Source organism: Nesiotobacter zosterae (assembly GCF_033843645.1).
Classification (GTDB): Bacteria; Pseudomonadota; Alphaproteobacteria; order Rhizobiales; family Stappiaceae; genus Pseudovibrio; species Pseudovibrio zosterae.
Genome location: NZ_JAWXVZ010000008.1, coordinates 122,288 through 147,757 on the forward strand (window position 1 = coordinate 122,288; position 25,470 = coordinate 147,757).

The 25,470-nt window shown below is 55.7% G+C and carries 25 protein-coding genes and 4 tRNA genes; 6 read left to right on the forward strand and 23 right to left on the reverse strand.

From position 1 onward, the window contains the following. Positions 1-183: 183 nt before the first annotated feature. From rplA to Q3Y58_RS13365, 8 genes are all read right to left on the reverse strand, one after another. Positions 184-879 (reverse strand): 50S ribosomal protein L1, encoded by a 696-nt coding sequence (gene rplA, locus Q3Y58_RS13330; protein ID WP_274218763.1) that lies wholly within the window; start codon positions 877-879, stop codon positions 184-186. A gap of 5 nt (positions 880-884) precedes the next feature. Next, a complete protein-coding gene (gene rplK, locus Q3Y58_RS13335; protein WP_274218762.1) occupies positions 885-1,313 on the reverse strand; it encodes a 50S ribosomal protein L11 in 429 nt (142 codons plus the stop codon). A gap of 116 nt (positions 1,314-1,429) precedes the next feature. Then, positions 1,430-1,963 (reverse strand): transcription termination/antitermination protein NusG, encoded by a 534-nt coding sequence (gene nusG / locus Q3Y58_RS13340; RefSeq protein ID WP_319622576.1) that lies wholly within the window; start codon positions 1,961-1,963, stop codon positions 1,430-1,432. Between the two features lie 28 nt (positions 1,964-1,991). Next, positions 1,992-2,189 (reverse strand): preprotein translocase subunit SecE, encoded by a 198-nt coding sequence (gene secE / locus Q3Y58_RS13345; protein ID WP_274218760.1) that lies wholly within the window; start codon positions 2,187-2,189, stop codon positions 1,992-1,994. 108 nt (positions 2,190-2,297) lie between these two features. After that, positions 2,298-2,373: transfer RNA gene (locus tag Q3Y58_RS13350), tRNA-Trp, on the reverse strand. A gap of 97 nt (positions 2,374-2,470) precedes the next feature. Further along, positions 2,471-3,646 (reverse strand): elongation factor Tu, encoded by a 1,176-nt coding sequence (tuf, locus tag Q3Y58_RS13355; protein WP_274218759.1) that lies wholly within the window; start codon positions 3,644-3,646, stop codon positions 2,471-2,473. A gap of 124 nt (positions 3,647-3,770) precedes the next feature. Continuing rightward, a tRNA-Gly gene (locus tag Q3Y58_RS13360) sits at positions 3,771-3,844 on the reverse strand. Positions 3,845-3,860: 16 nt separating this feature from the next. Next, positions 3,861-3,945, reverse strand: a tRNA-Tyr gene (locus tag Q3Y58_RS13365). A gap of 411 nt (positions 3,946-4,356) precedes the next feature. Between Q3Y58_RS13365 and Q3Y58_RS13370 the strand changes: the two genes are divergently transcribed. Continuing rightward, a complete protein-coding gene (locus Q3Y58_RS13370; protein ID WP_319622577.1) occupies positions 4,357-5,208 on the forward strand; it encodes a TrmH family RNA methyltransferase in 852 nt (283 codons plus the stop codon). A 141-nt stretch (positions 5,209-5,349) separates the two neighbouring features. Here Q3Y58_RS13370 and Q3Y58_RS13375 read toward each other — a convergent pair whose 3' ends face one another. Continuing rightward, positions 5,350-6,036, reverse strand: coding sequence for an OmpW/AlkL family protein (locus tag Q3Y58_RS13375; protein WP_319622578.1), 687 nt, complete (start codon positions 6,034-6,036; stop codon positions 5,350-5,352). Positions 6,037-6,424: 388 nt separating this feature from the next. On the opposite strand from Q3Y58_RS13375, the gene Q3Y58_RS13380 reads away from it, so the two are divergent. Continuing rightward, a tRNA-Thr gene (locus tag Q3Y58_RS13380) sits at positions 6,425-6,500 on the forward strand. A 242-nt stretch (positions 6,501-6,742) separates the two neighbouring features. Here the strand turns inward: Q3Y58_RS13380 and Q3Y58_RS13385 are convergent. Both Q3Y58_RS13385 and Q3Y58_RS13390 read right to left on the reverse strand, forming a co-directional pair. Continuing rightward, positions 6,743-7,315 carry a restriction endonuclease gene (locus tag Q3Y58_RS13385; protein WP_319622579.1) on the reverse strand — a complete coding sequence of 191 codons (573 nt, stop codon included), beginning with the start codon at positions 7,313-7,315 and terminating at the stop codon, positions 6,743-6,745. Further along, positions 7,312-8,577: a hypothetical protein gene (locus tag Q3Y58_RS13390; protein WP_319622580.1), complete on the reverse strand. Its 1,266-nt coding sequence runs from the start codon at positions 8,575-8,577 to the stop codon at positions 7,312-7,314. The genes Q3Y58_RS13385 and Q3Y58_RS13390 overlap by 4 nt, the downstream gene beginning before the upstream one ends. Here Q3Y58_RS13390 and Q3Y58_RS13395 point away from each other — a divergent pair. Further along, a complete protein-coding gene (locus tag Q3Y58_RS13395) occupies positions 8,576-8,842 on the forward strand; it encodes a hypothetical protein (protein ID WP_319622581.1) in 267 nt (88 codons plus the stop codon). The genes Q3Y58_RS13390 and Q3Y58_RS13395 overlap by 2 nt on opposite strands. Here Q3Y58_RS13395 and Q3Y58_RS13400 read toward each other — a convergent pair. The 5 genes from Q3Y58_RS13400 to Q3Y58_RS13420 form a co-directional block, all read right to left on the reverse strand. Continuing rightward, positions 8,839-9,147, reverse strand: a complete 309-nt coding sequence (locus tag Q3Y58_RS13400; protein ID WP_319622582.1) for a hypothetical protein — start codon at positions 9,145-9,147, stop codon at positions 8,839-8,841. The two genes, Q3Y58_RS13395 and Q3Y58_RS13400, sit on opposite strands and share 4 nt — an antisense overlap. Positions 9,148-9,175: 28 nt before the next feature. Continuing rightward, positions 9,176-10,582 carry a radical SAM/SPASM domain-containing protein gene (locus tag Q3Y58_RS13405; RefSeq protein ID WP_319622583.1) on the reverse strand — a complete coding sequence of 469 codons (1,407 nt, stop codon included), beginning with the start codon at positions 10,580-10,582 and terminating at the stop codon, positions 9,176-9,178. 588 nt (positions 10,583-11,170) lie between these two features. Then, complete coding sequence (locus tag Q3Y58_RS13410; protein WP_319622584.1) at positions 11,171-12,262, reverse strand: ABC transporter ATP-binding protein; 1,092 nt, start codon at positions 12,260-12,262, stop codon at positions 11,171-11,173. Then, positions 12,250-13,971: an ABC transporter permease gene (locus Q3Y58_RS13415; RefSeq protein ID WP_319622585.1), complete on the reverse strand. Its 1,722-nt coding sequence runs from the start codon at positions 13,969-13,971 to the stop codon at positions 12,250-12,252. Before Q3Y58_RS13415 ends, Q3Y58_RS13410 begins: the two co-directional genes overlap by 13 nt. Positions 13,972-13,973: 2 nt before the next feature. After that, positions 13,974-14,957, reverse strand: a complete 984-nt coding sequence (locus Q3Y58_RS13420; RefSeq protein WP_319622586.1) for an ABC transporter substrate-binding protein — start codon at positions 14,955-14,957, stop codon at positions 13,974-13,976. A gap of 148 nt (positions 14,958-15,105) precedes the next feature. On the opposite strand from Q3Y58_RS13420, the gene Q3Y58_RS13425 reads away from it, so the two are divergent. The 3 genes from Q3Y58_RS13425 to Q3Y58_RS13435 are packed head-to-tail and all read left to right on the forward strand — an operon-like array spanning position 15,106 to position 17,528. Next, positions 15,106-15,945, forward strand: coding sequence for a MurR/RpiR family transcriptional regulator (locus Q3Y58_RS13425; RefSeq protein ID WP_319622587.1), 840 nt, complete (start codon positions 15,106-15,108; stop codon positions 15,943-15,945). Between the two features lie 3 nt (positions 15,946-15,948). Then, the gene (locus tag Q3Y58_RS13430) at positions 15,949-16,986 is read left to right on the forward strand and encodes an MBL fold metallo-hydrolase (RefSeq protein ID WP_319622588.1); all 1,038 of its coding nucleotides are present in this window, start codon (positions 15,949-15,951) and stop codon (positions 16,984-16,986) included. After that, positions 16,983-17,528, forward strand: coding sequence for a histidine phosphatase family protein (locus Q3Y58_RS13435; protein ID WP_274218740.1), 546 nt, complete (start codon positions 16,983-16,985; stop codon positions 17,526-17,528). The genes Q3Y58_RS13430 and Q3Y58_RS13435 overlap by 4 nt, the downstream gene beginning before the upstream one ends. Positions 17,529-17,786: 258 nt before the next feature. Here the strand turns inward: Q3Y58_RS13435 and Q3Y58_RS13440 are convergent, their stop codons facing one another. The 7 genes from Q3Y58_RS13440 to Q3Y58_RS13470 all read right to left on the reverse strand — a co-directional run bounded on the left by Q3Y58_RS13440 (position 17,787) and on the right by Q3Y58_RS13470 (position 25,464). After that, a complete protein-coding gene (locus tag Q3Y58_RS13440; RefSeq protein WP_319622589.1) occupies positions 17,787-18,242 on the reverse strand; it encodes a hypothetical protein in 456 nt (151 codons plus the stop codon). A 655-nt stretch (positions 18,243-18,897) separates the two neighbouring features. Then, positions 18,898-20,007 (reverse strand): RuBisCO large subunit C-terminal-like domain-containing protein, encoded by a 1,110-nt coding sequence (locus Q3Y58_RS13445; RefSeq protein WP_319622590.1) that lies wholly within the window; start codon positions 20,005-20,007, stop codon positions 18,898-18,900. 1 nt (position 20,008) lies between these two features. Further along, a complete protein-coding gene (locus Q3Y58_RS13450) occupies positions 20,009-21,010 on the reverse strand; it encodes a transketolase family protein (RefSeq protein WP_319622591.1) in 1,002 nt (333 codons plus the stop codon). 12 nt (positions 21,011-21,022) lie between these two features. Then, positions 21,023-21,943: a transketolase gene (locus tag Q3Y58_RS13455; RefSeq protein WP_274218734.1), complete on the reverse strand. Its 921-nt coding sequence runs from the start codon at positions 21,941-21,943 to the stop codon at positions 21,023-21,025. A gap of 17 nt (positions 21,944-21,960) precedes the next feature. After that, positions 21,961-23,067 carry an S-methyl-5-thioribose-1-phosphate isomerase gene (mtnA, locus tag Q3Y58_RS13460; protein ID WP_319622592.1) on the reverse strand — a complete coding sequence of 369 codons (1,107 nt, stop codon included), beginning with the start codon at positions 23,065-23,067 and terminating at the stop codon, positions 21,961-21,963. A gap of 12 nt (positions 23,068-23,079) precedes the next feature. Then, the gene (gene mtnK, locus Q3Y58_RS13465; RefSeq protein WP_319622593.1) at positions 23,080-24,345 is read right to left on the reverse strand and encodes an S-methyl-5-thioribose kinase; all 1,266 of its coding nucleotides are present in this window, start codon (positions 24,343-24,345) and stop codon (positions 23,080-23,082) included. Positions 24,346-24,429: 84 nt separating this feature from the next. Further along, a complete protein-coding gene (locus tag Q3Y58_RS13470) occupies positions 24,430-25,464 on the reverse strand; it encodes a substrate-binding domain-containing protein (RefSeq protein WP_413697821.1) in 1,035 nt (344 codons plus the stop codon). Positions 25,465-25,470: the final 6 nt, after the last annotated feature.

Sequence of the window (25,470 nt, forward strand, 5' to 3'; positions counted from 1 at the left end):
AACCGGTAACCAACAAAGTGTTTGTCATCGGTCTTTCTCCATCTATGCAGGCCCGGTTGGCTTAAGTCGGCCCATAAGGACCAACACCTGCAGTCTCGGACAGGGGCGTCAAATCCCACTAAGGATTTGACTGGAACCCCTCTCTCCTTAAAGAAGAGAGGGAAACTTAGCTCGCGTTACCGTTTATTCGGTAACGGAAGCAACTTCAACCTTCAGGCCTGGACCCATTGTGGAAGACAGTGCCACGCGCTTCAGGTAAGTACCCTTTGCGCCAGTTGGCTTTGCCTTAACAACGGCATCTACCAGTGCCTTGATGTTCTCTTCCAACTTGGTAGGCTCGAAAGAAACCTTGCCAACACCAGCGTGGATGATACCAGCCTTCTCAACGCGGAACTGCACTGCACCACCCTTGGCATCGTTAACTGCCTTGGTGACGTCAGGAGTAACAGTGCCAACCTTAGGGTTTGGCATCATGCCGCGAGGACCGAGAACCTTACCCAGACGACCAACCAGTGGCATCATGTCTGGAGTAGCGATTACGGTGTCGAAGTTGATGTTGCCATCCTGAACTTCTTTAACCAGATCTTCTGCGCCAACGATGTCAGCACCAGCTGCCTTGGCTTCTTCAGCCTTGGCATCACGTGCAAACACTGCAACACGAACGGTCTTGCCGGTGCCGTGTGGCAGCACACATGCGCCGCGAACCATCTGGTCAGCGTGACGAGGATCAACACCGAGGTTGATTGCAACTTCAACACTCTCGTCGAACTTTGCAGTTGCGCGGTCCTTGACGAGGGTTACAGCTTCGCCAAGAGCATAAATCTTGTCGCGATCAAGGCCTTCACGGGCCGCTTTGGTGCGCTTACCTACTTTAGCCATTGATCTTACTCCGTAACTTCCACGCCCATGGAACGGGCAGAGCCTTCAACCATCAGCATTGCTGATTCAATGTCGTTGGCATTGAGGTCTTTCATCTTGGCTTCAGCGATCTCACGAACCTGCGCCTTGGTTACGGATGCAACTGTGCCGCGACCTGGAGTCTGGGAACCAGACTTGATGTTGGCAGCCTTCTTCAGGAAGAAGGAAACAGGTGCAGTCTTAACCTCAAAAGAGAAAGACTTATCAGAGTAGTAGGTAATTACCGTCGGGCACGGAGCACCCTTTTCAACGTCCTGCGTTTTCGCATTGAACGCCTTACAGAATTCCATGATGTTCAGGCCGCGCTGACCCAATGCTGGGCCGATTGGCGGGGACGGCGTAGCAGAGCCAGCCGGCACCTGAAGCTTTAGGTAACCTTCAATTTTCTTCGCCATAATCCTCTCCATTAAGGAATGGGTGTACTGAAGCTACAGCACACAAGAGAGCGGGCGGTCTGGTCCGAAAGCGCACCGGCGAAAGTGCGCGAAACCTGCCGCCCCTTGTCAAACGGTTAGCCGACCTTGTCGACCTGACCGTATTCGAGTTCAACCGGGGTCGCCCGGCCGAAGATGGACACTGTCACTTTCAGACGTGCCCGCTCCTCATCGACCTCTTCAACAAGGCCGGAGAAGGAAGCGAATGGACCGTCGCTGACGCGAACCTGCTCACCCACTTCAAAACTGATAGATGGCCGCGGCGCTTCCACGCCCTCCTCAACCTGGCCCTGAATACGACGAGCCTCGGATTCGGAAATCGGCATTGGCTTCTTGTCGTTCCCCAGGAACCCGGAGACCTTTGGTGTATCGTTGATGAGGTGATACGCTTCGTCGGTCATCTCCATCTTCACCAGCACATAGCCAGGGAAGAATTTGCGCTCGCTTTCAACCTTGCGACCGCGACGGACTTCTGTAACCTTCTCCGTCGGGACGAGAACCTCTTCAAACAAGTCCTCAAGCCCCTGCTGCGCGGCTTTCTCTTTGATAGCCTCAGCAACCTTCTTCTCGAAGTTGGAGTAAGCGTGAACGATATACCAGCGCTTAGCCATTTTTTAAAGTCTGCTCCCAGTGCGAACTTTAGCCAGCAAGGCCAAGCACGTAAGAAATTACAAAGCTCATCAACTGGTCAGCCGCCAAGAAAAACAGGGCCGCCAGAAACACCATGATGAACACCATGACAGTGGTAATCACGGTCTCACGGCGTGTTGGCCATGTAACCTTCGCAGTCTCAGAACGAACCTGCTGTAGAAAAGTAAAAGGATTGGTTTTTGCCATCCGGTACCGGCCCAACTCACGACAGGTGGGCGCGTGAAGTGATCCACGCGCCCCCATGATCAGAAAAAACTTCTTTAAGCCATGTAGGCTCGCTTATCAAGAGTTAAATGGCAGGGGCAGAGGGGTTCGAACCCCCGACCTACGGTTTTGGAGACCGTCGCTCTACCAACTGAGCTATACCCCTGCATCAACCCGCCTTGGCGGATAGAACTCTTGCTGGCCCGGTTAGAGGGCCGGTGTCGCCGTGATATAGGCGACACCTTTGATCAGGTCAACTGATCTTATTCGATGATTTCAGCAACGACGCCAGCACCAACGGTGCGGCCGCCTTCGCGGATAGCGAAACGCAGACCATCTTCCATTGCGATCGGAACGATCAGCTCAACAGAAACGGAAACGTTATCGCCAGGCATAACCATCTCAGTGCCTTCCGGCAGGCTAACAACACCGGTCACGTCAGTCGTACGGAAGTAGAACTGTGGACGGTAGTTAGTGAAGAATGGGGTGTGACGACCGCCTTCTTCCTTGGTCAGGATGTATGCCTCTGCCTTGAACTTCGTGTGCGGGGTTACAGAACCCGGCTTACAAAGAACCTGGCCACGCTCAACTTCTTCACGACCAACACCGCGGATCAGTGCGCCAATGTTGTCGCCAGCTTCACCCTGATCGAGCAGCTTGCGGAACATTTCAACACCGGTAACGGTGGTCTTGGCGGTGTCCTTGATGCCGACGATCTCGACTTCTTCACCAACCTTGATCACGCCGCGCTCTACACGACCGGTTACAACAGTACCGCGGCCAGAGATGGAGAACACGTCTTCGATTGGCATCAGGAACGGCTGATCGCGTGGACGGTCTGGAGTTGGGATGTACTCGTCAACTGCAGCCATCAGCTCGGTGATCTTGTCCTTGCCGATGTTGTCGTCGCGATCTTCCAGAGCTGCCAGAGCAGAACCAGCTACGATCGGAATGTCGTCGCCTGGGAATTCATAGGAGGACAGCAGTTCACGAATTTCCATCTCGACGAGCTCGAGAAGTTCTTCGTCATCTACCTGGTCAACCTTGTTCATGAAAACAACCAGAGCAGGAACGCCAACCTGACGAGCAAGCAGGATGTGTTCGCGGGTCTGTGGCATTGGGCCATCAGCTGCGTTCACAACCAGGATTGCGCCGTCCATCTGCGCTGCACCGGTGATCATGTTCTTCACGTAGTCAGCGTGACCTGGGCAGTCAACGTGAGCGTAGTGACGGTTTTCGGTCTCATACTCAACGTGTGCAGTTGAGATGGTGATGCCGCGTGCACGCTCTTCAGGTGCACCGTCGATTTCGTCGTAAGCCTTGAACTCACCGAACTGCTTGGTGATAGCAGCAGTCAGAGTGGTCTTACCGTGGTCAACGTGGCCAATTGTGCCGATGTTGACGTGCGGCTTCGTACGGTCAAACTTTTCCTTCGCCATAGGCGTAACTCTCTATCCAATCCGCAGTTCAGACTATCAAGGTCCTGAGGCACAGACTCAAACCAACGTCAAACCGCCCCAATTAAAACCTTTGAGGATCGCGCGTTCTGGCGCAGCTAAAGATTGGAGCGGGTGAAGGGAATCGAACCCTCGTCATCAGCTTGGAAGGCTGTTGCTCTACCATTGAGCTACACCCGCGAAACCAAACGGTGAATGGTGGAGGAGGTTGGATTCGAACCAACGTAGGCATAGCCAGCGGATTTACAGTCCGCCCCCTTTAGCCACTCGGGCACTCCTCCGAAACACCTCTAAGCAAAAGACAAATGAACCGCCTTCAGCTTAGCTAGCTTCGACAGACCGCTGTACGCCGCAAGCGGGTACCGCGTTCCTGTGGCGCGGTTTATGCAGTTGTAGACCCGCCGTGTCAACGGCCATCTGCAACAGATTGTGCAAAAACAACAGGAACACGAAACAAATCCTTCTCCCCTTTCCGGTCCACCGCCCGATTTATGCCCGAAACCCATTTCCGGCTCGCCAAGTTTTTCGCAGGAACCCGCGCTCTTTGGCTTTCGGCGCCCGTCGCCAAGCATTTGCCGCAAAAAGCTATCCCCATTGATCCGGCAAAGCTTTCCCATTGTCACAGGCCCTCCATCCGCCCTCTCGTGTGGATAAACAGCAGACAAGGATTCGGTTTTACTTATTGAACAGAAATGCGCAGCGCTGTATCGCTCACCTTCATGAGCCAGAACAAACGCCCCAAACAATTCAAAGATAAACCACAGGCCGGCCACCGCGGCGGCATACCGCCCTGGAAGAAGAAAGCCATGGGTGGCCGTCCCGACACGGACGACGGCCCCTTCTTCATCTACGGCCTTCACACGGTCGAAGCTGCCTTTGCCAACCCGGCCCGCAAGCGCCACAAGCTGGTCATCAGCCAGAACGCGCTACGCCGCCTTGAAGAGCGCGGTGTAAAGCCAGACGTGCCCATTGAAGTTGAAACACCCCGCGCCATCGACAAGCTCTTGCCAAAGGATGCAGTCCATCAGGGCGCTGCCCTGTTCGTTGATCCCCTGCCCCACTACGGCGCAGAGGAACTGGAACGCGGCAAGTTGGTGCTGGCCCTCGACCAGGTAACCGACCCCCATAATGTTGGCGCGATCCTTCGCTCTGCCGTTGCCTTGTCCGCCGATGCTGTCGTCACGACGCGCCGACACGCCCCAGAAGAAGGGCCCGTTCTGGCAAAAACCGCCTCAGGCGCCCTCGATATGATCCGCCATGTCCGCGTGCCGAACATGGCGCGGTTTGTCGATGAAATGCGTGAACAAGGGTACAAGGCCATCGCACTGGACAGCGAAGGCCCAGCTTCATTGGAAAATACCGAGTTCACCGAGAAGATACTCCTGGTCCTCGGCTCGGAAGGAAAAGGCGTGCGGCAGGGCGTGCGAGAAGCCTGCGACACCCTCGCCCGGCTGGATATGCCCGGCGAGATCAAGTCGCTCAACGTCTCAAATGCCGCCGTTCTGTCTCTTTATGTTGCCCGCATGAAGATGGGCCTCGGCTGAGCGCCCATCCCTACGCTTTGAAGGTTCGCGGCCTGCCAGCACCTGCTGGTGGGCCGTTTTTGATAGGCACCAAGGGCAAAATACAAATCGGGCTCGAGTGGCACCGCCGCTCAAGCCCTCCTCTTCACCAAACCGCTGCCATCAGAAGCGGTAGGTAATCCCGGCACCAACCAGCCATGGGTTCAGCTCCGCCTTGCCGGAGAGCTTGGTTCCGTCATTCATGGTGATGTCGTAGTCTGGCTCAAGAAAGAGCTTCTTTACATCCAGGTTCACACCCCAGTTGTCGTCGATCATGTAATCGAAGCCGACCTGCAATGCAGCTCCCCACGTGTTTTCAATATCAAGATCGGACATGGCGTTCTTGCCGTCCTGACTATAGAAAATCGTGTAGTTCACCCCGGCACCCACATAGGGTTTGAACTGACCGAAATTGGTGAAGTGATACTGCAGAGTGAGTGTAGGCGGCAAAAGCCATGTCTCACCTACCGTTCCCAGTGCCGAAATCGACCCTTCCCCCTTCACATCGGCCCATGTGGTACCGAGGATCAGTTCAGCTGCAATGTTATCCGTAAAGTAATAGGTGATATCCAGCTCTGGAATGACCGTGTCTGAGTAAGACAAGTCGGAACCAGCAATGCCATCCACACTGCCACTGTCCTCAGTGATGACACCAAGTGCGCGCACACGAATCTGCCAAGGGCTCTTTTGTGATGCCGCAGCAGCCATCACCGCATCTTGCTGCGGGCTCAGGTCCGCCGCCAACGCCTGCCCGGTGGTGGCAAGCATCGCCGCAGCCCCCACAAGACCCATGGTCCTCTTGAAACCCATAATCTACCTCCAGAGTTCTAGGTTTTCTTCCCACGGGCAAAACAACTATTGGTAGCATTCACTAGGTACATTGAGTTGCATCAATTTGAGATTGGAAAAACTAAAAGGCACTGAAATTGCTTTAGTTTCCCGGCAAAATAGATAATCGATCCCCCCACTCACCTGCGGATAACCAACCCGCGCACGCGCCGAACCAGCGTGACGCGCAGTCGGATTCTCTGCTTTTCATCAGGGACTTGTGGATGACAAGGCTTAGAAAAACCGCAGAAACCTGCCAACGCTTTTCCGGTGCAGGCCGCCGCTCGAGGTCCAGCTGTGAATTTCCGAAAAGAATTTTTCCAAAAGCATTTACAAACCGGCCAGAGCCCCTTAAAAGCCCTCCAGCGACGCCGGTATAGCTCAGATGGTAGAGCACCTGACTTGTAATCAGGGGGTCGCGGGTTCGATCCCTGCTGCCGGCACCACGCTTTCCCTTGTAGAGGTCAATGACTTAAAAGCCGCAACTCTGCGGCTTTTTGTGTATCCAACACCCCTCAAAAAAGCTCCAGTAAGCACGGCAAAACACGCTTAATCGGAGCAGCTGAAGCCCTCCAAGTATTGAGGGGCTTGCATGCGCACGCTTTGGAAGCTGCAAGGCAACAGAATAAACTCGGCGAGTAACCCATTCGGCTGACCACTCACGGCCTTCATTGAGCGCCCCAGCCGCTCAACCGTCCTCGGAGAAAAAGTCCTCGTCCAGCCGCTGAATCTGGATCGTCTGCCGCGTCCTTGTACCGACACAGTGCTCGATCATCAGGTCAGCAAGCCGGTTGCCATCAATAAGGATCACCCTTTGCGTCAGGTTCTCGGCGTACTCAACCGCCCCTTTGGAAAAGCTTGAGGTTGTCACGAAGACGCCCTTTGTCGCTCCCAGCCCCACCAGCGAGCCCACAAAGCCTTGTATCTCGGGACGGCCAATGGTGTTGCCCTCAGCATACCGCTTGGCCTGAACATAGATCCTGTCCAGGCCAAGCCTGTCCTCGTTGTTCACCCCATCAACGCCGCCATCGCCAGACCGTCCAAGCTGCTCGGCTGCGTTGTTGTGCGAGCCGCCATAGCCCATAGCCATCAGCAAATCGACAATCAGCTTCTCGAAGAAGGCCGGTGAATTGTGCCGAATGCGATCCAGAAGATCGGCCCTGCGATGTTTCCAAAACCTGACCTCCTGCCGGCAAAATCCCTCAGGGCCTGGCTTATTCTCATCAAAGTCAAAGCCGACTTCCATTTCGCTGTTGGTCAATGCAGCATCTCCATAAGGAAATCGCGATCGGGAAACTCGATGGCTTCAATGCTACAGCTATCCAAGGGGTTCTTGGCATTCCAGATGAGGCTCAGGAAGGGTGTTGCCATTACATTGCGGTAGCCGTTGAATAGTGCCTCACATTCATCGGCAACAGCTACTGGATCGCGGACACTCATACGAGTTGCCAGCCCACTCAGCAGGGAAAATCCGGATAGATGGGCGTCATTCTGGTCTTCTTGAGCTTGGAATATCCGTCGCAGATAATGCAACATTGCCAGTTCAGGATGGATTTGAAAAACTGCCTTGAGGCATTCTCCAGTGTGGTACTCTGCAAAGCCCTCATTCAGTACCGGTGAGTGAATCCAAGCCAAGGCGCCCTCTGCGCTATGCTGCATCGCGGGTGCGTTTACCAGATGATATAAGTGGTGCGTGGCTTCGTGGCAGAGAATTTCCGCAATTGCGAGAAGCGGAATACCAGCGTCCAGCGTTATGGCGTGTTCTTTCCGAAAAAAGGGCAAGTCGGGAAGCATGTTCCACGAAACCAATCGGCAAGCTGGGTCTTGGTGGTTTCCAAGAACGCAATCCACGGTGCACTCCAAGTCTTGCAAAACCGAAACATCAGGCCTTTGCAGCTCGGGGTTGGTGCCCTGCAGCGTTTGAAAAAGGCCCTGCCCCCAGTCGAACCAGGAGGGTTCATAAAAAGCGTCGGGAAAGCCCAGAGGGCGCTGTGTAATGGCAACGTCGCTGAAAGGCTCTAGGGTACGCCAATATTGAGCAATGAGACTGCTTAGGCTTAGTCCTTCATGCCAGGGTCGGTCGAAGAGGAACTTTGCCAGCCTGAGGTGCTTGTCCTTGAATGTTTCTACTCGGTTTTTAAGTCTTTGGTGGAGCTGAGGATCGCTGGAGGCCAGTGCCTCATCTATTTCTGCCCCCCCCTGATACAAGGCGTAAGCCAGTGTACCGGCGCGATCGGGCGCCGCGGTAAAACCGCTTTCCCGCTCAATTGCGGCAAAGCTTGGCAGAAAGCCTGAACATATTGCTTCAAACTCCGCCTTGAGGGGGGCGGAGAGGTCTTTGCAAATCTTCTCCAGAAACACGCCCGTCAGATCTTCCATGGCCTGTGGAGGGGCAAGGGAAAGTTGACGCAGTGCTGCATAGCCCCTGCTCTCTTGGTGCGACACGTTGATTCCGAGGTCACGAAGTGCTGTCGGCAGCTCAAGAGACAGATAGTGGTCTCGATCATGGCGCGCCTCATACATGTTCGCTTCTGAAAGCGGCTTGAGAGCCCTTTCCGCAATAATGAATGGTTTCACGCCAATTCGAGAGGATGTCGCCGGGCTGCTTTTCAGGATTGGGTTCGTGATCCCTATGGTCATGGTGAACCTCGCGCGACTTGAGGCAGGAATGGCAGATCGGGTCAAGCGTCGAGAGGATCTGCCATCCTTGTGTTTTTCTGAAGGAGCCCCTTACTTCGGGAGCGCCCGTTCAAGTAGCCATGGCCGCTCATTCGGCCTTTGCCGCTAGAGCTGTTTTCCGTGGCAATAGCTGCCTTTCGGCGCGCAGTCCTGCGCAACTTGGCAGTTGACCGCGCACAGATGCCTCCGGTGGCAATATCTGACCGTGCACATATCAATCTTGCTCTTGCAGCGGTCCGCACCACAGCTGGCTTGTGGAGCGCAGTTACCTCTAATGGTTTCGCCGGGATCCACTTCCGGATCTCTGACCCAGATGAAGTCATTCAGGCCTGCGTCGCGAAGCTTTTCATCGATTTCGTTCTCGAATGAATCGAGAAAATCACTGAGTTCCTTGGAGAGTTTTGCGTCTGTCATGTCCCGTCTCCTTTGCTTGCCCTGCACCTCACACGGAGGCACCTCCTTCGCTTTGGAGTCTGTGCCGGAGATCGCTGACATATTTCAACTTTACGATTTCCTCCAGATTCCAGCGAAACTCTGTACACTTATGGCTTGCGTCGCCTTGGGCTATCTCCTCATAAGAACAGCCAGCGATGCACAGGGGCAGATAGGGGCAAGCCCGACATTCTTCGCTTTCAAAGCGATCAAATGCCTCCCATTGTGCAAGTTGAGGGCGATACGTTTCCCCCTGCTCACTGAGCTGCCCGACACAAGCATCTCGTTCGCCCACATCGTTCCAGCATTTGTACAGGTATCCATCAGGGTCGATCACAAATGCATTTGAGCAAATGGCCCCGCACCCGTTCCCAAGTCTGGGAAAGGTTTCAATATCCTGCCCCCTAGTCAGCGCCTCCATGCCTCTTTGCACTTCGTATTCTGCAAACTCGCGGCGCGTATAACAGTTCTCGGCATAAGCTCGAGACGCGTCAGTGACGGCGTCAACCTTTCCTGGATACACGTAGACTTTGTCTGACAAGCCATCGGCGGCCACCATGTCGCGGATGATATCGAGATCCTCAGGGTTGGTCTTGTCGATGTTGACCCGCAGGCTGATGCGCTCGAAGTGTCGACTGGCGGTCTTCAGGTTTTCATAGATGCGATCAAACGTCCCTCGGCCATTCTTCAGTTTGCGGCGCTTGTTGTGAGAAGGGGCGGCCCCATCAAGTGTAATCTGAACAAAAGATACGCCTGTGTTGCTGAGTGTGCGTGCAAGTTCCTCCTCCAGCAAATATCCATTGGTAATCATGGAACTGCCGAAATTCACGTTGGCTTCCTTGCAGGCTTCAAAGAAGTAGCGTTGCAGGTCCAAAACGCGGTCTTTCACCAAAAGTGGTTCGCCGCCGTACCAGGACACGGAAAAATCACTCAGATAGCGAAGTTGTTTACTTACAAAAGCTTTGATGCGCTCCGTCACTTCCGCGTTCATGTGTCGAGACTTATGATCCTGATAGCAATAGGGGCAACGGAAGTTGCAGGCCAAGGTAGGTGCGATGGTGAGCGCAAGCCTGGCACTCCCAAAACGGGCGTTCTGGTCCATGGCCTTCAACAGTCGCCGTTCATCGAGGCTGGCATCAACAACAAAACCACCGGATTTAAGTGCTTGCACAAGATCTGCGGGCAGCCTTTTGGTGAGGGCTTCTGCCGTAATTGGCGAAGCGTCTAGAGCGTTGTCCAGCTGCGATGCGAGCTTTTTTGAGATGCGGAGGACAGCATTTGTTCTGGAATTGTAAAGCAAACACGCGCCAGACACTTCTCCAAGACCAAATCTAAAGTTGTAGATAGATGATTGCAGATCAGGAACAGGTGGCGCGTTTTTGTCTTGATGAATCTGAAGTTTGGACTTCGTCAACATGAGGAACCTCCCGATCGATAAGAACCGGATTCGCATTCCCCTAGGATAGATCATCGAAGATAATTATTATTGACATGCATCAATTTGAAAGACGCAACTATTTCATCGAAAATTGTTTGTAAATATGCTTGTTTTATATTTTTTAAATAGTGTTTTAGATCGATTTATATTTTGAAAAAATCTGGAATAACCACAGACGGAAACCTGCCGAGCACTTTTCTTACGCTGTTGAGCATCCTAGTTTCTGTTGACAAAGTAGGTTCCCAAATCCGTTGAGCTGTGTTCAGGACTTATACATTTGGAGGCAGGCACATCATACAACATGCGCCCCCTCAAGAAAGCGCCCGGCCGTAACGGGGCGAACGCTGCGTCGGCTGGAGTGTGCTATTGCTCTTTCCAGCGACTTTTCAGTCACTCTCAGGCCGGTTTGCCTTGCGCAGCCTTTGCGTTTACTTCGCAAGGCACTGCCAAAGGATACGAGGCAGCAAAATCAGGTTCGATGGCCTGTTATGGAGCGCAGCTTTGAAACTGCGATCCACTATTAGGGATTTGCCTGGACCGATGCCTATTCTACGGTCGCCAATACTCTTATATACTTGCCGTTACAGCTGAGCGTTCTTGCACGGGCAGCATCCAACCTTCTTTAATCTGCACAAACACCTCGTCGCCTGGGCTTACGGGGACTTCTGCAGGACAGGTCGCCAACAGATTGCACGGCTCACCATCACAGAGCTCGACCGAAACCAAGGTATTTGGGCCAGTATACCGGGCCGATACAACCCGCGCCTTTATCGATGATCCGGTCTCTTCGGCAATCAGGCAGTTCTCCGGCCTCAGGCAGACCTCAGCAGGACCGGAGGCAGAACCTTGCGGTGCATGAACAGTGAAATTTCCGCCCCCGAAGGCGACCTGGGCGGTCCCTGTGCCAGCTTCCAAGCAAACCACCGGCAAGACGGAGCCGCGACCGATGAACCGAGCAACATCAACGTCAAGCGGCCTGTTGTAGAGATATCGCGGTGTGTCAATTTGCCGAAGATCCCCGTCCATCATCACGGCGACCCTGTCTGCCAGAGCCAGCGCCTCCGACTGATCGTGGGTTACGAAGATCATTGTAGCGCCAGTCTCCCGATGAATTCTGCGGAACTCGTCCTGCATGGTTTCGCGAAGATTGGCATCAAGGTTGGCAAGCGGCTCATCAAGCAGAATAACCGAATTGCGGGCCGCCAGGGTCCGCGCCAAGGCAACCCGCTGGCGCTGACCACCCGAAAGCTCCGCAGGCTGACGCTGCGTGTAGTCCTGCAAGCCAACGGACTCCAGTGCCTGATCGACACGTTTTCGTTTCTCCGCGGCGGGGACACGGTCCACGTCGAGTGCAAATGCGACATTGTCCCAGACCGACATATGTGGCCACAACGCATAGGATTGAAACACCATACCCAGCCCACGGCGCTCGGTTGGCACATGGGTCCGTGCGGTAGAAACCGCTGCCCCGTTCAGGTGAATTTCACCGCCGTCGAGCCCCTCAAATCCAGCAATCAGCCGGAGCAATGTGGACTTGCCGCAACCTGATGGGCCAAGCAGGGCCACAAACTCTCCGGGCTCCACGTGCATGGACACATTGTTCAAAACGAGCTTTTCACCGAAGGATTTGCGAACATTGGAAATTTTCAGGCCTGCCATGGCAGAACTCCTTTGGGTAGCCAGCGCGCGATCGCAGTCGCAAGTGCGGCGGCAGCGAATGTTACGGCAACGGCCAAGACTGATGCGGCGGCGGCGCCTGTCGCGTTGCCCTCATCATACAGGTTGAACACAAGCACCCCGACGGTCTCATTTCCGCGGCTCCACAACAGGGCTGAGACGGTCAGTTCGTTATAGGCAGACAACACAACAAGGAGCACCCCGGCACCGGCGGCAGGTGCAACCGAAGGCAGAAGAATGCGCCGCATGCGCAACACAGGTCCCGCGCCAGCGATGCGCGCAGCCTCGTCCAATGCAGGATCCATGGCTTCGAACGCCGCCGTGACAGGACGAAGGCTCAGCGCCAGAAAGCGCGCAAGATAGGCAAGAAGGATCAGCCAACCAGTCCCGTAGAGACCAATGCCCAGCACGGGGATGGGCCGCAGAAACGCCAGAATGAAGGCAATCGAGATCACAACACCCGGCAGCGCATATGGCAAGTCGGCGCACCGATTGAGCACCCGGGCCAGCCGGTTGCGGCGGTTGAGCATCATCCAAGCCAACGGAACAGCGATCAACATGCTCAGGACCGCGGATGCTGCAGAAAGCCATGCCGAATTGACAAAGGCGCGCCGGGCCGTTGAATTTGACAGCACATCTGCGTAATGCGAAATCGTCATTGTCTCCGAGGTCAAAGGCAGACCAAGGGCCTTTACAACGGATGTACCCACCAGTGCAAACACAGGCAGCACAGATGCAGGGATCAAAAGAAGCAGCACACTGACCGTAAGCGCAATCCTTGTCCGCTGCGACACCTTGAACTGCACCGGCATGCCCTGTCCGGACAAAACGACCCGCGCGCGTGCCTGTGCAAAGCCCTGAGCGGTAAGAGCAATCACCGCAATCAAGGCCAGCAAGAGGGACAACACGGCCACCTCACCAAGGACAGAAGGGCCGAACCCGGACAGCCGTTGATAGATCAGAGCCGTCAGCATCGTGTACCGCCCCGGTATGCCCAGCAAAGCAGGAATGCCGAAATTCCCCACCGCCGCAGCAAAGGCCAAGGCCCCGCCTGCGAGAAAACTCGGCCGCAGCAGAGGGAACACAATCCGCCAAAGGGAGCGCATACTCCCAGCGCCCGCAAGGTTGCCAGCTTCCAGAAGATCGTTGGGTATCGACCGAAGCCCCGCGCGTACGGCCAAGAAAACGATCGGCATGTGCTCAATACCCATGAGCAGTATAATGCCTTCCCGCGAATAAAGCGGGTTGCGTGTGCCCGGCTCAGGCGCAAGGCCAATCGCTCCAAGAATAACGGAGGACGGACCGGTCAGCTCGAGCCACGCGAGGGCGGCAATCTGGGCCGGAACAAGCATGGGGACCAGCACCAGGAACGTCAAAAAAGCGCGCCCAACGGGCCGCGCTGCGCCAAGCACAAGCGCCAGATATCCTCCAAGAACGAGCGAAACCGCAGTGGCTCCCAGGCTCGCTTCGACCGTTCGATAGGCGGCCAGACGGGTACTTGGCGCAGCCATTACTTCCGCAACAGTCGGCAGCTCGGTTGTACCGATTTCGGCAAACAGGAGTAACAACGGTACTACGCACAGGCCCACAACATAGAGGGAGAGGCCTGCCAGTAAAACCTTACTGGCCATTGCGCCGTTGGTGAGCGCGCGTGGAACGCGCGCCCATTGTGTGTTGCTGGACTGCACCACGGTTATCCCCCGAACAATTCGGCAAAGGTGCGTTTCAGATCATCTGTGGACTGCATCAGCTCAGAGGCGTCAAGCGGCATGATTTTCAAAGACGCAGGGTCTGGGTATCCTTCAGGAGCAGAAATGCCCGCACGGATCGGGAAGTAGTTCTGTGTTACGGCGTGTTCTGATGCCTGCTGGCTGAGCTGGAAATCGACAAAGGCTTTGGCCGCATCGACATTCTTCGCAGAGGCAAGGATGGCAACAGGCTGATTGATCACGCTCACGCCTTCCTCAGGGAAGACGAAATCCACTGGCGAACCCTTCAACTTCTGACCAAAAGCCATGTAGTCGATGATGATACCGTAGGCTTTTTCACCTCGGCTGACCGCATCGCGAACGGAGCCGTTCCCCTTGCCTGCGATTGCGCCGTTCGCTGCCAGCGCTTCGTAGTAGTCCCAGCCCATACCCTGTTGCTGTGTAACCGTTCCCACATGCGCCAAGGCCGCGCCGGAATAAAGTGGAGATGGCATGATGACCTGGTTCTCGGCCGCTGGCGCCAGAAGGTCTTGCCAGGACGTCGGCTTGGGAACATCCATCCGCGTGTTGTAGATAATTCCAGTTGTAATCATCTTGGTCCCGAACCAGTACCCTTCCGGATCATACTGGCCGGCAGGCAGGGCAGAAACATCCGCTTCAGGATAGGGCTGCAACACGTCCTGCGCTTTGAGCTGCTCCATCGCCACACTATCAGCGATCAACAGAACGTCGGGCTGCGGGTTGCCGCCAGCAATTTCCGCCTGAAGCTTGTTCAGAACCTCTGTGGTGCCAGAGCGATACACGTCGACCGAGATGTCCGGGTGTTGTTCGTTGAACAGTTCCAGAACGGATTCCATCTGCGCAGTAGGCTGCGAGGTATAGAGCACGAGATCTGCCGCCTCGGCGGTGGTGGCGCTGGCGACAACAAGCGCCGCCGCACAGGTCTTGCTAAACAACTTCTGAATCATAGGAGTATCTCCTTGGAGTGGACTCACCCGGCAGCCGGGCGCCTCCTCATATGTCAGAGCTGCTGCCCTCTTGCAACATGTGTTGCAAATAATTCATAAACCCGCAACACCTGTTGCAAGAACTGAGCAAAGCTGATATCAGGCCCACATGAGCATTATTCGAACCCTTACGCCGACCTCCGGCAGTCTCACCGCCACAGAGCAGAAAATTGTGGCAGCAGTTGAAGCTGAGCCAATGAAGGCCGCCATGCTGTCAGTGGCCGCCTTGGCAAAGGAGGTTGGCGTGCATCGTTCCAGCCTTGTGAGATTGGCCCACAAACTGGGATTTGACGGATACCCCGAACTCCGCGCCCAAATTCACTCGGAGGTCTTTCGGGCAAATGAACCAGAAGAGCGCCTGCGCGAACGTCTTGGCAACTTGCCAGTCGGGCAAGTGCTATCGGACTTGGTGAAGCGCGAAACCAATGCCCTTGCTGAACTGCAAACAATGATCAGCGAAGCGGATCTTGAAGCGGCAGCACAGATACTCAACGGAGCTCAAAGAACCCTCGCCTGCGGTGAAGGGAGCAGCGGGTTTCTCGCAGATGTACTGACCGACCGGCTGGGGCGCGTGGGTATGGTTGCAGAAAGCATCCCGCTCAATCCACGAGAAATTGCCAAGCATCTTGCGAGTGCAAACAGCGGGGACGCCTTTGTCGCTGTGGCCGTCACACGAATGCCAGAGGTCTTGGTGCGTGCCATGGCCGTCGCCCGCAACGCTGGCTTCCAGGTGCTGCTGATCACGGACACCAGCGTTCCTTTTGATGAAACCATACCCAACGTTACGCTGACAGTTCCGCGCAGCGCGGCCATTGAGGCACAGACGCTGGTTGTGCCCACCGCGCTGATATCAGCGCTGGTCCTTGCGGCAACCAAGTCTCTCGGAAACGAGGCTCTGGAAGCCGTAAAGCGCTATGGCGAACTGCGCCACTTGATCAAAGGGTCCTGAAGAATGCATGTCGTGCACTCCCTCAGCTCTGGCTTTGGGTACAAGGAGGCAGCCGCCTTCGTGATCGAACACCAAGGCAGGCGCGTGTTGCTTGATTGCGGACGCACGCGCACCTCGCAACCTGATCTCGCGGCGATCGGAAACGTTGATGCGATTTTGATATCGCATCAGCATGGCGATCATGTAGGCGCACTCTCCATGAAGTCCGCACTGGGAGATCCTGATGTCTACGCAACCCGGTTTGTGGCCTCAACACTTGGCATAAAGGCCATGGACCTTCCACTGGCGGGAGAGATCAGCGTTGGTGGTTTGCACATCCAGACCGGCGCCAATGGCCATGCCCCCGGCGGGGTGTGGATTCACCTTTCAGCGGGCGAAGAAAGCCTGCTTTATTGCGGCGACATCCTGCCTGATAGCGAGGTTTTCCGCTACCAGCAGCCACCAGTGGCCAAGTCCGTCATATTGGATGCGTCTTATGGACTGGAAGCGAGGCCGCAGAACGCCCGGCGCGCTGTGATTAACGACCTAAGACACCAAACGGCCCCGGTCTTGCTTCCCGCACCAGCACAAGGGCGAAGCGTTGAAATCGCATTGGCGCTGCATCAAGCGGGCATGCGCGCCACCCTTTGCCCCAAAACGCGGGAGGCCTTCCACCACATGCTGTCGGACCGGCAAGTCCTCTGGCCCGAAGCCTACAGCCGCCTCGAAGCCCTGCTGGAGCAAGACAGTCAAGACGCCTCGATACACCTGTTGGACGACGCCATGCTCACAGGCTCCGACGCGCAGACCCTCGCGCTCAAGACACTCGAAGAAAACGGCACCGTCTTTTTTACAGGGCATCTTTCAGAGGGAAGCTTTGCCCATGGCCTGCTGCGGTCTGGGCGCGGGAGGCGTTCTGTCTGGCCCGTCCATCCCTCCATTTCACAAACCAAAAGCCTGCTCAAAGAGACGCAAGCCGAGCACTGTTTGCCCGCCTTTTGCGATAAGGACACGGCAACGCTGTTGCAGGGTGAACTGCTTTCCATTCTGGCCCAAAGTTGAAACCAAAAATGACAAGAAATATTCCCACCCAACTATTCTTCCTGCGGCACGGAGAAACCGATTGGAATGCCCTCGGTTTAACCATGGGGCAAGCAAATGTCGCGCTGAACCGGACGGGCAAACAACAAGCATTTGCGGTCCGGGAACAAATCGAACGCTACAATGTCACGTCAGTCTGGCGCAGCCCGCTCAAGCGCTGCCAGCAGACGATGCAGCTGGCCGTCCCTGGCCTTTCCCGCCTCCCTGTATCTGTACTGCCGGGCTTGGCGGAGCGCAACTGGGGGGTCTATCAGGGCAAAAGCGCTGTGCTCAGACCGAGCTTTTACGACAGCCCGCCCTCAGCAGAACCTTTTGACGCCTTTGTGGAGCGCGTTCGCGCCTCCATTTCGCTGATTGGCGACACCGACAGGCCTCTGGTGGTCTCACACTCCGGCGTTTTCCGCGCTCTCTGCCAAATTTATGGATTGGAAACGCAAAAAGAGTCTGTGCCAAACGCATTGCCGCTGCAAATAGAACCGGGCCAGTTCCAAATGTGCGCCTGATATCGCGCACACCATGCAGGGGCTGCTGTAGGCGCAAACAGCATGGCCCCTCCCTCTTCATCGCTTCAGCCGTTGACGTGAAACAAAGCTCTTTCCTGTGAGCCCGGAGCTGCGGACAGGGCAACGTCAAAAGTGTTTCCCTTTGCTGCAGTGCGCCTGCGCTCGTGAGGCTTGCTCAGAATGACCACAGTCTTGTGGGTTGCACTCATCACGAGGTGCAAATACGCAAAACAGGACGTATCGGTTTCACGCGAGAACTCACATCAACCAGTCAAGAGCAACGGCAGAAAAGGCCCCGATAAAAGGCAAGACCAATTGCACCCACCATCGATTTGATTTGCGCCGATCAGCCGCTTTTTCATGCATCTGAATTGCGATGTCCACTAGCACAGAGAGTTCACTAGATGACAGCGGGCGTCTAGATATTTGGCTTTTTTCACTACTTGAGAGGGCATCGAATGCATCTCTTTCAATTTCCCGCGCCATTTTTGGGTCAAAACGCTTGGGAAACTGGCGCCGCCAAACTAGTGAAACGACTTCCGCTCCTTCAATGTCAGTTGAAAAGCGGAAAAATTCAGGATGCTGTTTCAGTACATCGCGCCAATAGTCGCTTTGGGATGGATCGCCACATACCCTGTCTGCGAGCTTCGAAAGTTTAAGTTTGTAGTAGCGATAAGTAGATAGCGCTGTTAGCGCAGCGATTACATCGGACAAACGTCCGTCTTCTAGATAGGGGCTAGATACCTTCGGCCAAAACCTAGCACTTTCAGAAAACGTTTGTTCCCGCCGCTTTAGACTACGAGTGTTGTTTACAGAGGTCTCTACTCCAGAGATGGAGTCTACACGTGTGTTGAAATTGCTTTCCAATTATCTCTCGCTCCAACCTTCGAGCCGTCTCGCAACGCAAATCAAAAGCTCTTAAACAGCAAGCCACAATTGCAAACGGAACAGTTTCAAGATGAATTACTTCCTCAAACCACAACTCGGTTCCAGCTCGAAACTCAAAAGGCTATGAAGCTCGAATGCGGCTGGAACGGCTAAGTACAAGATAAAATTGCCGATATCAATAAATACAATCGAAAGCTCTACGTTCACCGAGCTATCGTCAGATGCCAAAAAAGAGACACAACAACTGATTGCATCTAAAGTACAAACAAGCTGATTGGCTAAGATCGTGTTGAGGAGAAACAGGTTTACCTAGCTGACCCAACTACCCACTGTCAGCACCCCGCTTCCTGTAGAGAAATTTTCCACTTCAGAGTACGTCATCAAACCCGTTTTTGACCTCCCCAGCCCGCCAAGTGCGAACACGAAAAAGGCCCGGTGCGATGGAACGAACCGGGCCTTTGGTCTTTGCAGCAATCAGGCTTTAGCGGCCAAGCGCCTCGCGGAAGATGCGGGTAGACTTCACCAGATCATCCGTCAGTCCATAAAGGCCGCCGCCAATGAGATACATGACCTCATTGCCATAGGTGGCCTGCATGTCTTCCACCCGCTCCAGCGTCATGCCCCCACCCGGCGTTGGGAACACGGTCTTCAGGTGGCCCCACGCGCTCAAGCACCCATCCACGATGGAAAGACACTCCTGCTTGGAAAAGCCAAATCGCCCGCCGTAGTTTGGGTAGACGGAGGAATCTGCCCCGCACAGGCGGGCGATCTGACCAAACAGCACCCGGTGGCTGAACCCTGACGCTTGGGAGGTGACATTGCCGCCCAGCAGAGAGGGGTGCGCAATGATGGGCAGCGCGATGCTGTCATCATCGGCAATGGTGCGCATGGCATCAAACCCAGTAAGCCCCGGACACAGCAATAGCGCCCCTGCCCCGGCCTGCTTGGCAAACTTTGCCCGCTGCATCACGGCAGTAAAGTCACCGGAAACATTGGGCGCGTAAACGGTTTTGCCGCCCGTCTCCGCATTGGCCTTGTTGACGGCAGCAACGCACGCTTCCACCCGCTCTTCAAACGGCGCCCACACCTGGTTGGCAAGACCGTGGTCATCCTTGATCACGTCCACACCGCCCAGAGCGAACTTGTAGGCCAGCTCTGCAAGGCCCTTGGCATCCGTGCCCATGGGCTTCAGCGCGGTCTGGATCAGCGGCTTTTCGGGCACGCCCACCAGCTCCCGCAGGCCAGCAACGCCAAACCGTGGCCCCTTGAACTGCGCCATTATGGCCTCTGGCAACTCAAAGGAGGCCAGACGAATGCCGCTCTGGATGGAAGAGTTGCCGAAGATCACGTTCAAAAGCTGGGTCAGCTCGCCGCCCGCAGCATCCGGGTGATAGGAGATTTTCACCTCCCAAACGTCCCCGCCCAAAGCCTCGGTGGAAAGGATCTGTCCCACCACTTCGTCGGCAACAAAGCCCGGCGTTGCAAGGTTTGCGGGCAGCTCGATGGTCTGCTCAAGGGCGATGCCAAGCGCGCGCTTGGCAATCTCGTCCGCCTGTGCTGTCACGTGGTAGGTAACAACAAAACGATCCATGTCAGAGCGCCTCCGCCTTTGCTGCCGAATGCACGTCATCAATCCGCGCCTCAGCCAGATCGTCGGCCGTGATGCCGGTCTTCTGCCCGCTCAAGGTTTCAACCGCCGCCACCAGCGCCTTGGCATCAAGACCATACTTTTCCATCAGGTACCCCTTGGAGGCCCCATGGGCAAAGGTGTCTTTCAGGCCCAGACGGATCAGCTTCTTGCCAACGCCCTCTTCCGCCATGATCTCGGAAACAATGCTGCCAAGGCCGCCGACGATGCTGTGGTTTTCAAGGGTAATCACCCCGCCATCCACTTCGCTCATGTGCTCCAGCAGCGCTTCCTTGTTGAACGGCTTCAAGGTGCTTGCATGCAGATGGCGAATGCCAACGCCTTTTTCCTTGAGCACAGCGGTCGCGCGCAGGGCTTCCTCGGTGCAGATGCCGGAGGTCACAACGAGCAGGTCCTTGCCTTCAGAAAGGCAGCGCAGCTTGTTGAACTCAAACGGGGTTGAGAACAGGCGCGGCACCTGCCCACGCAACACGCGCACATAAACCGGGCCGTCCACCGCATCGGCCACCGGCAGCACGGTTTCCACTTCCGTGGCATCACCGGTTTCCAGAATGGTCATGTTGGGGATCGCCCGCAGGATCGCCACATCTTCAATCGCCTGGTGGGTAATGCCCCCCGGCGTGGTGATGCCCGGCAGGAAGCCCATCAACCGCACCTTGCGGTTGGAATAGGCAACCGAGTTGATCAGCTGGTCCAGCGGCCGGCGATACAGGAACACGGCGAACGTGTGCAGGAATGGCCGGTAACCTTCCATGGCAAGGCCGCCCGCAAAGGACAGCATGTTCTGCTCGGCCATGCCGCAGGAAACGAACTGATCCGGGTATTGGTCGCGGAACTTGTCCACTTCGCACGAGCTGGTCAGGTCAGCAGAAAGGCACAGCACTTCAGGGCGCTGGCTGGCAAAGTCGATAAAGGACTTCACATAGGGCTTGATTGCAATTTCCATCTCTATCGGTCCCTATTCGATCTCGGCAACATTGACGCCAAGCTGCTCGGCAATGGCATCGCGGAGCTCGATCTTTTCGTCCTCGGAGGTAAAGCGCACGTAGTGGAGCCGCGGGAACCGCTTTTGCAGGTAGTCCATCCCCTCGTAAGGAGAGGTCTTGGCAATCACAACCACCGGGCCGTCTTCGCTGCGCCGGTTCATGGCTTCACGCAGAGCCTCATGGTCGTGCCCGTCCACCATCACGGCATCCGCGCCAAACGCCTTCAGCTTGGCCACAAGATCACCGATCTCGGTTACAGCGCTCATGGCACCGTCACACTGCTGGGCGTTGAAGTCCACCACACAGGTCACATTGTTGATCTTGTGGTGCGCCATGTTGGCAAAGCATTCCCAGGTCTGGCCTTCTTCAAACTCGCCATCAGACATGTAGACGAACACCCGGCCCTCATCGCCGCGGCGCTTGCGGGCAAACGCAATGCCGGATGCCATGGACAGGCCCTGAGCGAGCGAGCCGTTGGTCACTTCCATCCCCGGAGAGTGCTCAGCGCCGATCATCTCAACAGAGGAGCCATCCTTGTTGAACATCTTCAGCCCTTCAGGTGCCATCCGGCCCACTTCAATGAGCGCGGCGTAAAACACCAGCGCGTAATGCGCCGGGCTGATGATGAAGCGGTCATAGTGCGGTGCAAATTCCCCGTGATACCCCGCCCCGGTAAAGGAGTTCGGGTTGTCTGGAGAAGGCACACCGCCAAACGGGGCGGGAATGGCCGGAGCAATGCTCGGGCCAAGGTTCAAAACGTCTTCGTAAAGCACAGCCAAAGTGTCAGCTGCCGAACACGCCTGCGAAAGATAGCCGCCGTTGTTCCGGATCGTGTGTTCAAACACACGCCGCCTTATTCCGAGTGCAACGACTTCGGATTCCTGGTTTTTCATCGTTTCGTTCCTAGTGTTTAGCCAGCGGCGACCGTGTCTTTTTCCTGAAACAGCGCCTTCAGCCCTTCAGGAGAAGCTTCACACACGCCGCGCTCGGTAATCAGTCCGGTCACATACTCCGCAGGCGTCACGTCAAAAGCGTAGTTGCCGCAAGTTGTTCCCTTAGGCGCCGTGTCCACCCATGTGCGGGTCCCATCTGGCCCAATGCCATAAACGTGGGACTGTTCCGTGCCATCGCGCTGCTCGATGGGGATTTCCTTCACCCCATCCCAAACCGTCCAGTCGATGGTTGGCGATGGCAGCGCCACATAGAACGGAACGCCGTTCGCCTTGGCAGCCAACGCCTTCAGGTAGGTGCCGATCTTGTTGCACACATCGCCGCGCGCCGTGGTGCGGTCCGTGCCCACAATGCAAAGGTCCACTTCGCCGTGCTGCATCAAGTGCCCACCGGCATTATCCGCAATCAATGTGTGCGACACGCCGTGGCTGCCCAGCTCAAACGAGGTCAGGCCGCCCTGGTTACGCGGGCGGGTCTCGTCCACCCACACATGCACCTTGATGCCTTCATCATGGGCCTTGTAGATCGGAGAGAGCGCCGTGCCCCAGTCAACAGTCGCCAACCAGCCCGCATTACAGTGGGTCAGGATGTTGATCGTCTCACCCGGCTTCTTCTTCGCTGCAATTTCGCGAATGATCTTCAACCCGTTTTCGCCGATCTGGTTGTTGATCTGGACGTCTTCATCAGCAATTTCGCCAGCAAGGGCATAGGCCGCAGTCAACCGTTCAGCCGGGTTCACTTCCTTCAAGGCCGGGCAAATGCGATCCAGCGCCCACTTCAGGTTGATTGCCGTCGGACGGGTAACGATCAGCTCGTCATAGGCAGCCTGCAGGTTTTCATCGCTGGTGTCCTTCTTCATGGCCAGCGCCACGCCGTAGGCAGCCACCGCACCAATCAGCGGCGCACCGCGCACCCACATGTCACGGATCGAGGTTGCTGCATCCGTCACCGTGTGCAGGTCAATGATTTCCAGCTCGAATGGAAGCTTGGTCTGATCCAGGATTTGAACCGTGCGCCCATCTTCTGCAACCCAGACCGAGCGGTAGTGTTTATCGCCAATTTTCATCTCGTTTCTCCCTCAGCACTGCTTTGCGTAGGCATTAACATCTGCAAATCCTGAGAAACTCTCAGGAGCAACCATAAGCTGGCGCGCCAGTTTCAGCGCCCGCGTTTCAAGTGAAGCGCGCAGGTCAGCGTCTTCAATCTCCTTGAAGTCGGCAACCCCGGCGAAACCAATGATGCGGCGGTGCATTTCCAGACCCGCATTCACCAGCGTATCGATAAAGAGCGTACGGAAAAAGTCATCCTGCGCCGCTTTCAGGAATGCATCTCCATTGATGCCATCCTGATAGATGCTGCGCGGGTAAGCTTCACCCTTCTGCTTGTTGGTCCACAGCGTGCGGAACGTTTGCTCAAACACGCCCCAAGTCTCGACAATCTGCTCAAGCAACCAGCTTTGGTAGTCTTCCACCTCGCCAGCACTGGCGCGGTGGCCCGGCTGCGCATAAAAGGCAAAGAACAGGTTGCCAATGTAGTTGCCAATATCAAAGGCCATTGGACCGTAGAAACCGAACTCAGGGTCAATGACCTTGGTCTCGTCTTCCGTCACCATGATGGAGCCGGAATGCAGGTCACCATGAAGCAGCGCTTGCGCCTCACTCATGAACTTGAGCTTGTACTTCATGGCCACCTGAATGACCTCTTGATCAGACCAAAGGGCCTTGATCGCATCATCCAGCTGAGGACTTGTCCAGTTGTTGCGTGGTGCATCAAAGAACGGCTCGGTAAAGATCAGATCTTCTGTAATCCGGCAAAGGTCGGTGTTCACGCAAAAGCGCTGCACGAGCTCTTTCTTCTGCGCCGATTCAAGGCCCAGATCAGAGGTGTGAAACAGCGTCTGAGCCAGGAACTCACCGATATGCTTGGCGAGTTTCGGGAACTTCTTGCCAGCGATCAGTTCCTTGCGCAGGATCACGTGCGGCGTGATGTATTCCATGGCGAACAGCGCCATCTGTTCATCATAGAAGTACGCCTCTGGCACCGTGTCGCCCGCATAGCGGCGCTCCTCAACGAGGCCATTGAACTCAAAAAACGCGCGGGTCAGCGGCAGTGGCCAGCTTTCGCCAGCGGCGCGCACATATGGCACAGCCTGCTTGACCACGATTGTTTTCATGGAACCGGACACGATGAAAACCAGATTGAGGTTGCCATCGCCAACTTCCTTCACCTCCCAGGTTTCTGGCGCCCCGCCCAAATTGAGGGCCGGCGGCAACTTGGAAATCAGATAATGCGGAAGGGTCTCAACAGTTTGGATCTTGTAGCCTAGTGGCGCTTCAACGCTCATTTTGCACCTATGTCTAGCAGTCGCGTGATCGGTAGGAGGTGGAGGCAGAAACCGCCTCCACCCGTGCGCAGCATCGCCTGCGTCCTATGGGAGCGGCATCCAATCGGGTGTCAGCGTATCGGACGTGGAGAAGCTGGCGACTTTGGCGACCAGATCATTCATGTTTTTGATGTCCAGCGCGTTCAGCATTTCCTGAGTGATCAGGACAGGTGGCACGGTCACCTGGCTGCCCGGGTTTTCACCGTTCATCAGGTACGCCAGCGCGCGAACGCTCACTTGCCCCATGATGGCTGGGTTGGTCGCAGTGGTTGCAACCCACGCACTGCCCGGCTCACGCATGGCCTGAATGTCCGAGTTGGAAATGTCAGCAGAATAGATCTTCACGCTGCTGGAAAGACCCGCTTCATCCACGGCAATCTTGATGCCCTTGGCAAACTCATCATACGGCGAAAATGCAACCGTGATGTCTGGGTTCGCGCGGAAAACAGCAGCGGCCTGGTCGGCAATCTGGTTCGGGATCGGGTTGTTCAGGGTGCCAAAACGCGCCACCTCTTCAATGCCTGGGAACTTTTCCTTCAGCTCGGTGAACACCTCATCACGGCGATCAAGTGGCGGAATGCCCGGCACGTAGACGTAGGCTGCCTTCCAGGCGTTGCCGTTGTCTTTGATGGCCTGCTCCAGGGACATGCGCGCGATCAGGTGATCGTCCTGATTGATCTGAGGAATTTCTGGGTTGTCCGCATTCACATCGAACGCCACCACCTTGATGCCGTTCTGAACGGCCATATCCGCCAGATCCTTCAAGGAGTCGGTAAACCCATGCTGGAGGATGATGCCGTCATACCCCTTCATGATGGCCTGTTCCAGCTGGCTGCGCTGAATGGCGGCATCCTGACGGGCATCATAAACATCCAGCTCAAGACCAAGGGCTTCGGCCTGCGCCCGAACACCTGACAGATAAAGCTCCGGGAAATCACCCTGCGACAGGTAACGAACATGCGCAATCTTCATGCCCTTACCTTCAAATGGGGACTTCACTTCCTCTGCTTGTGCTCCCGTCGTTGCCATCAAAGCGATGGAGGCAACTGCAAGGCCAAGTTTTTTTAATGTAGATTTCATCATTAT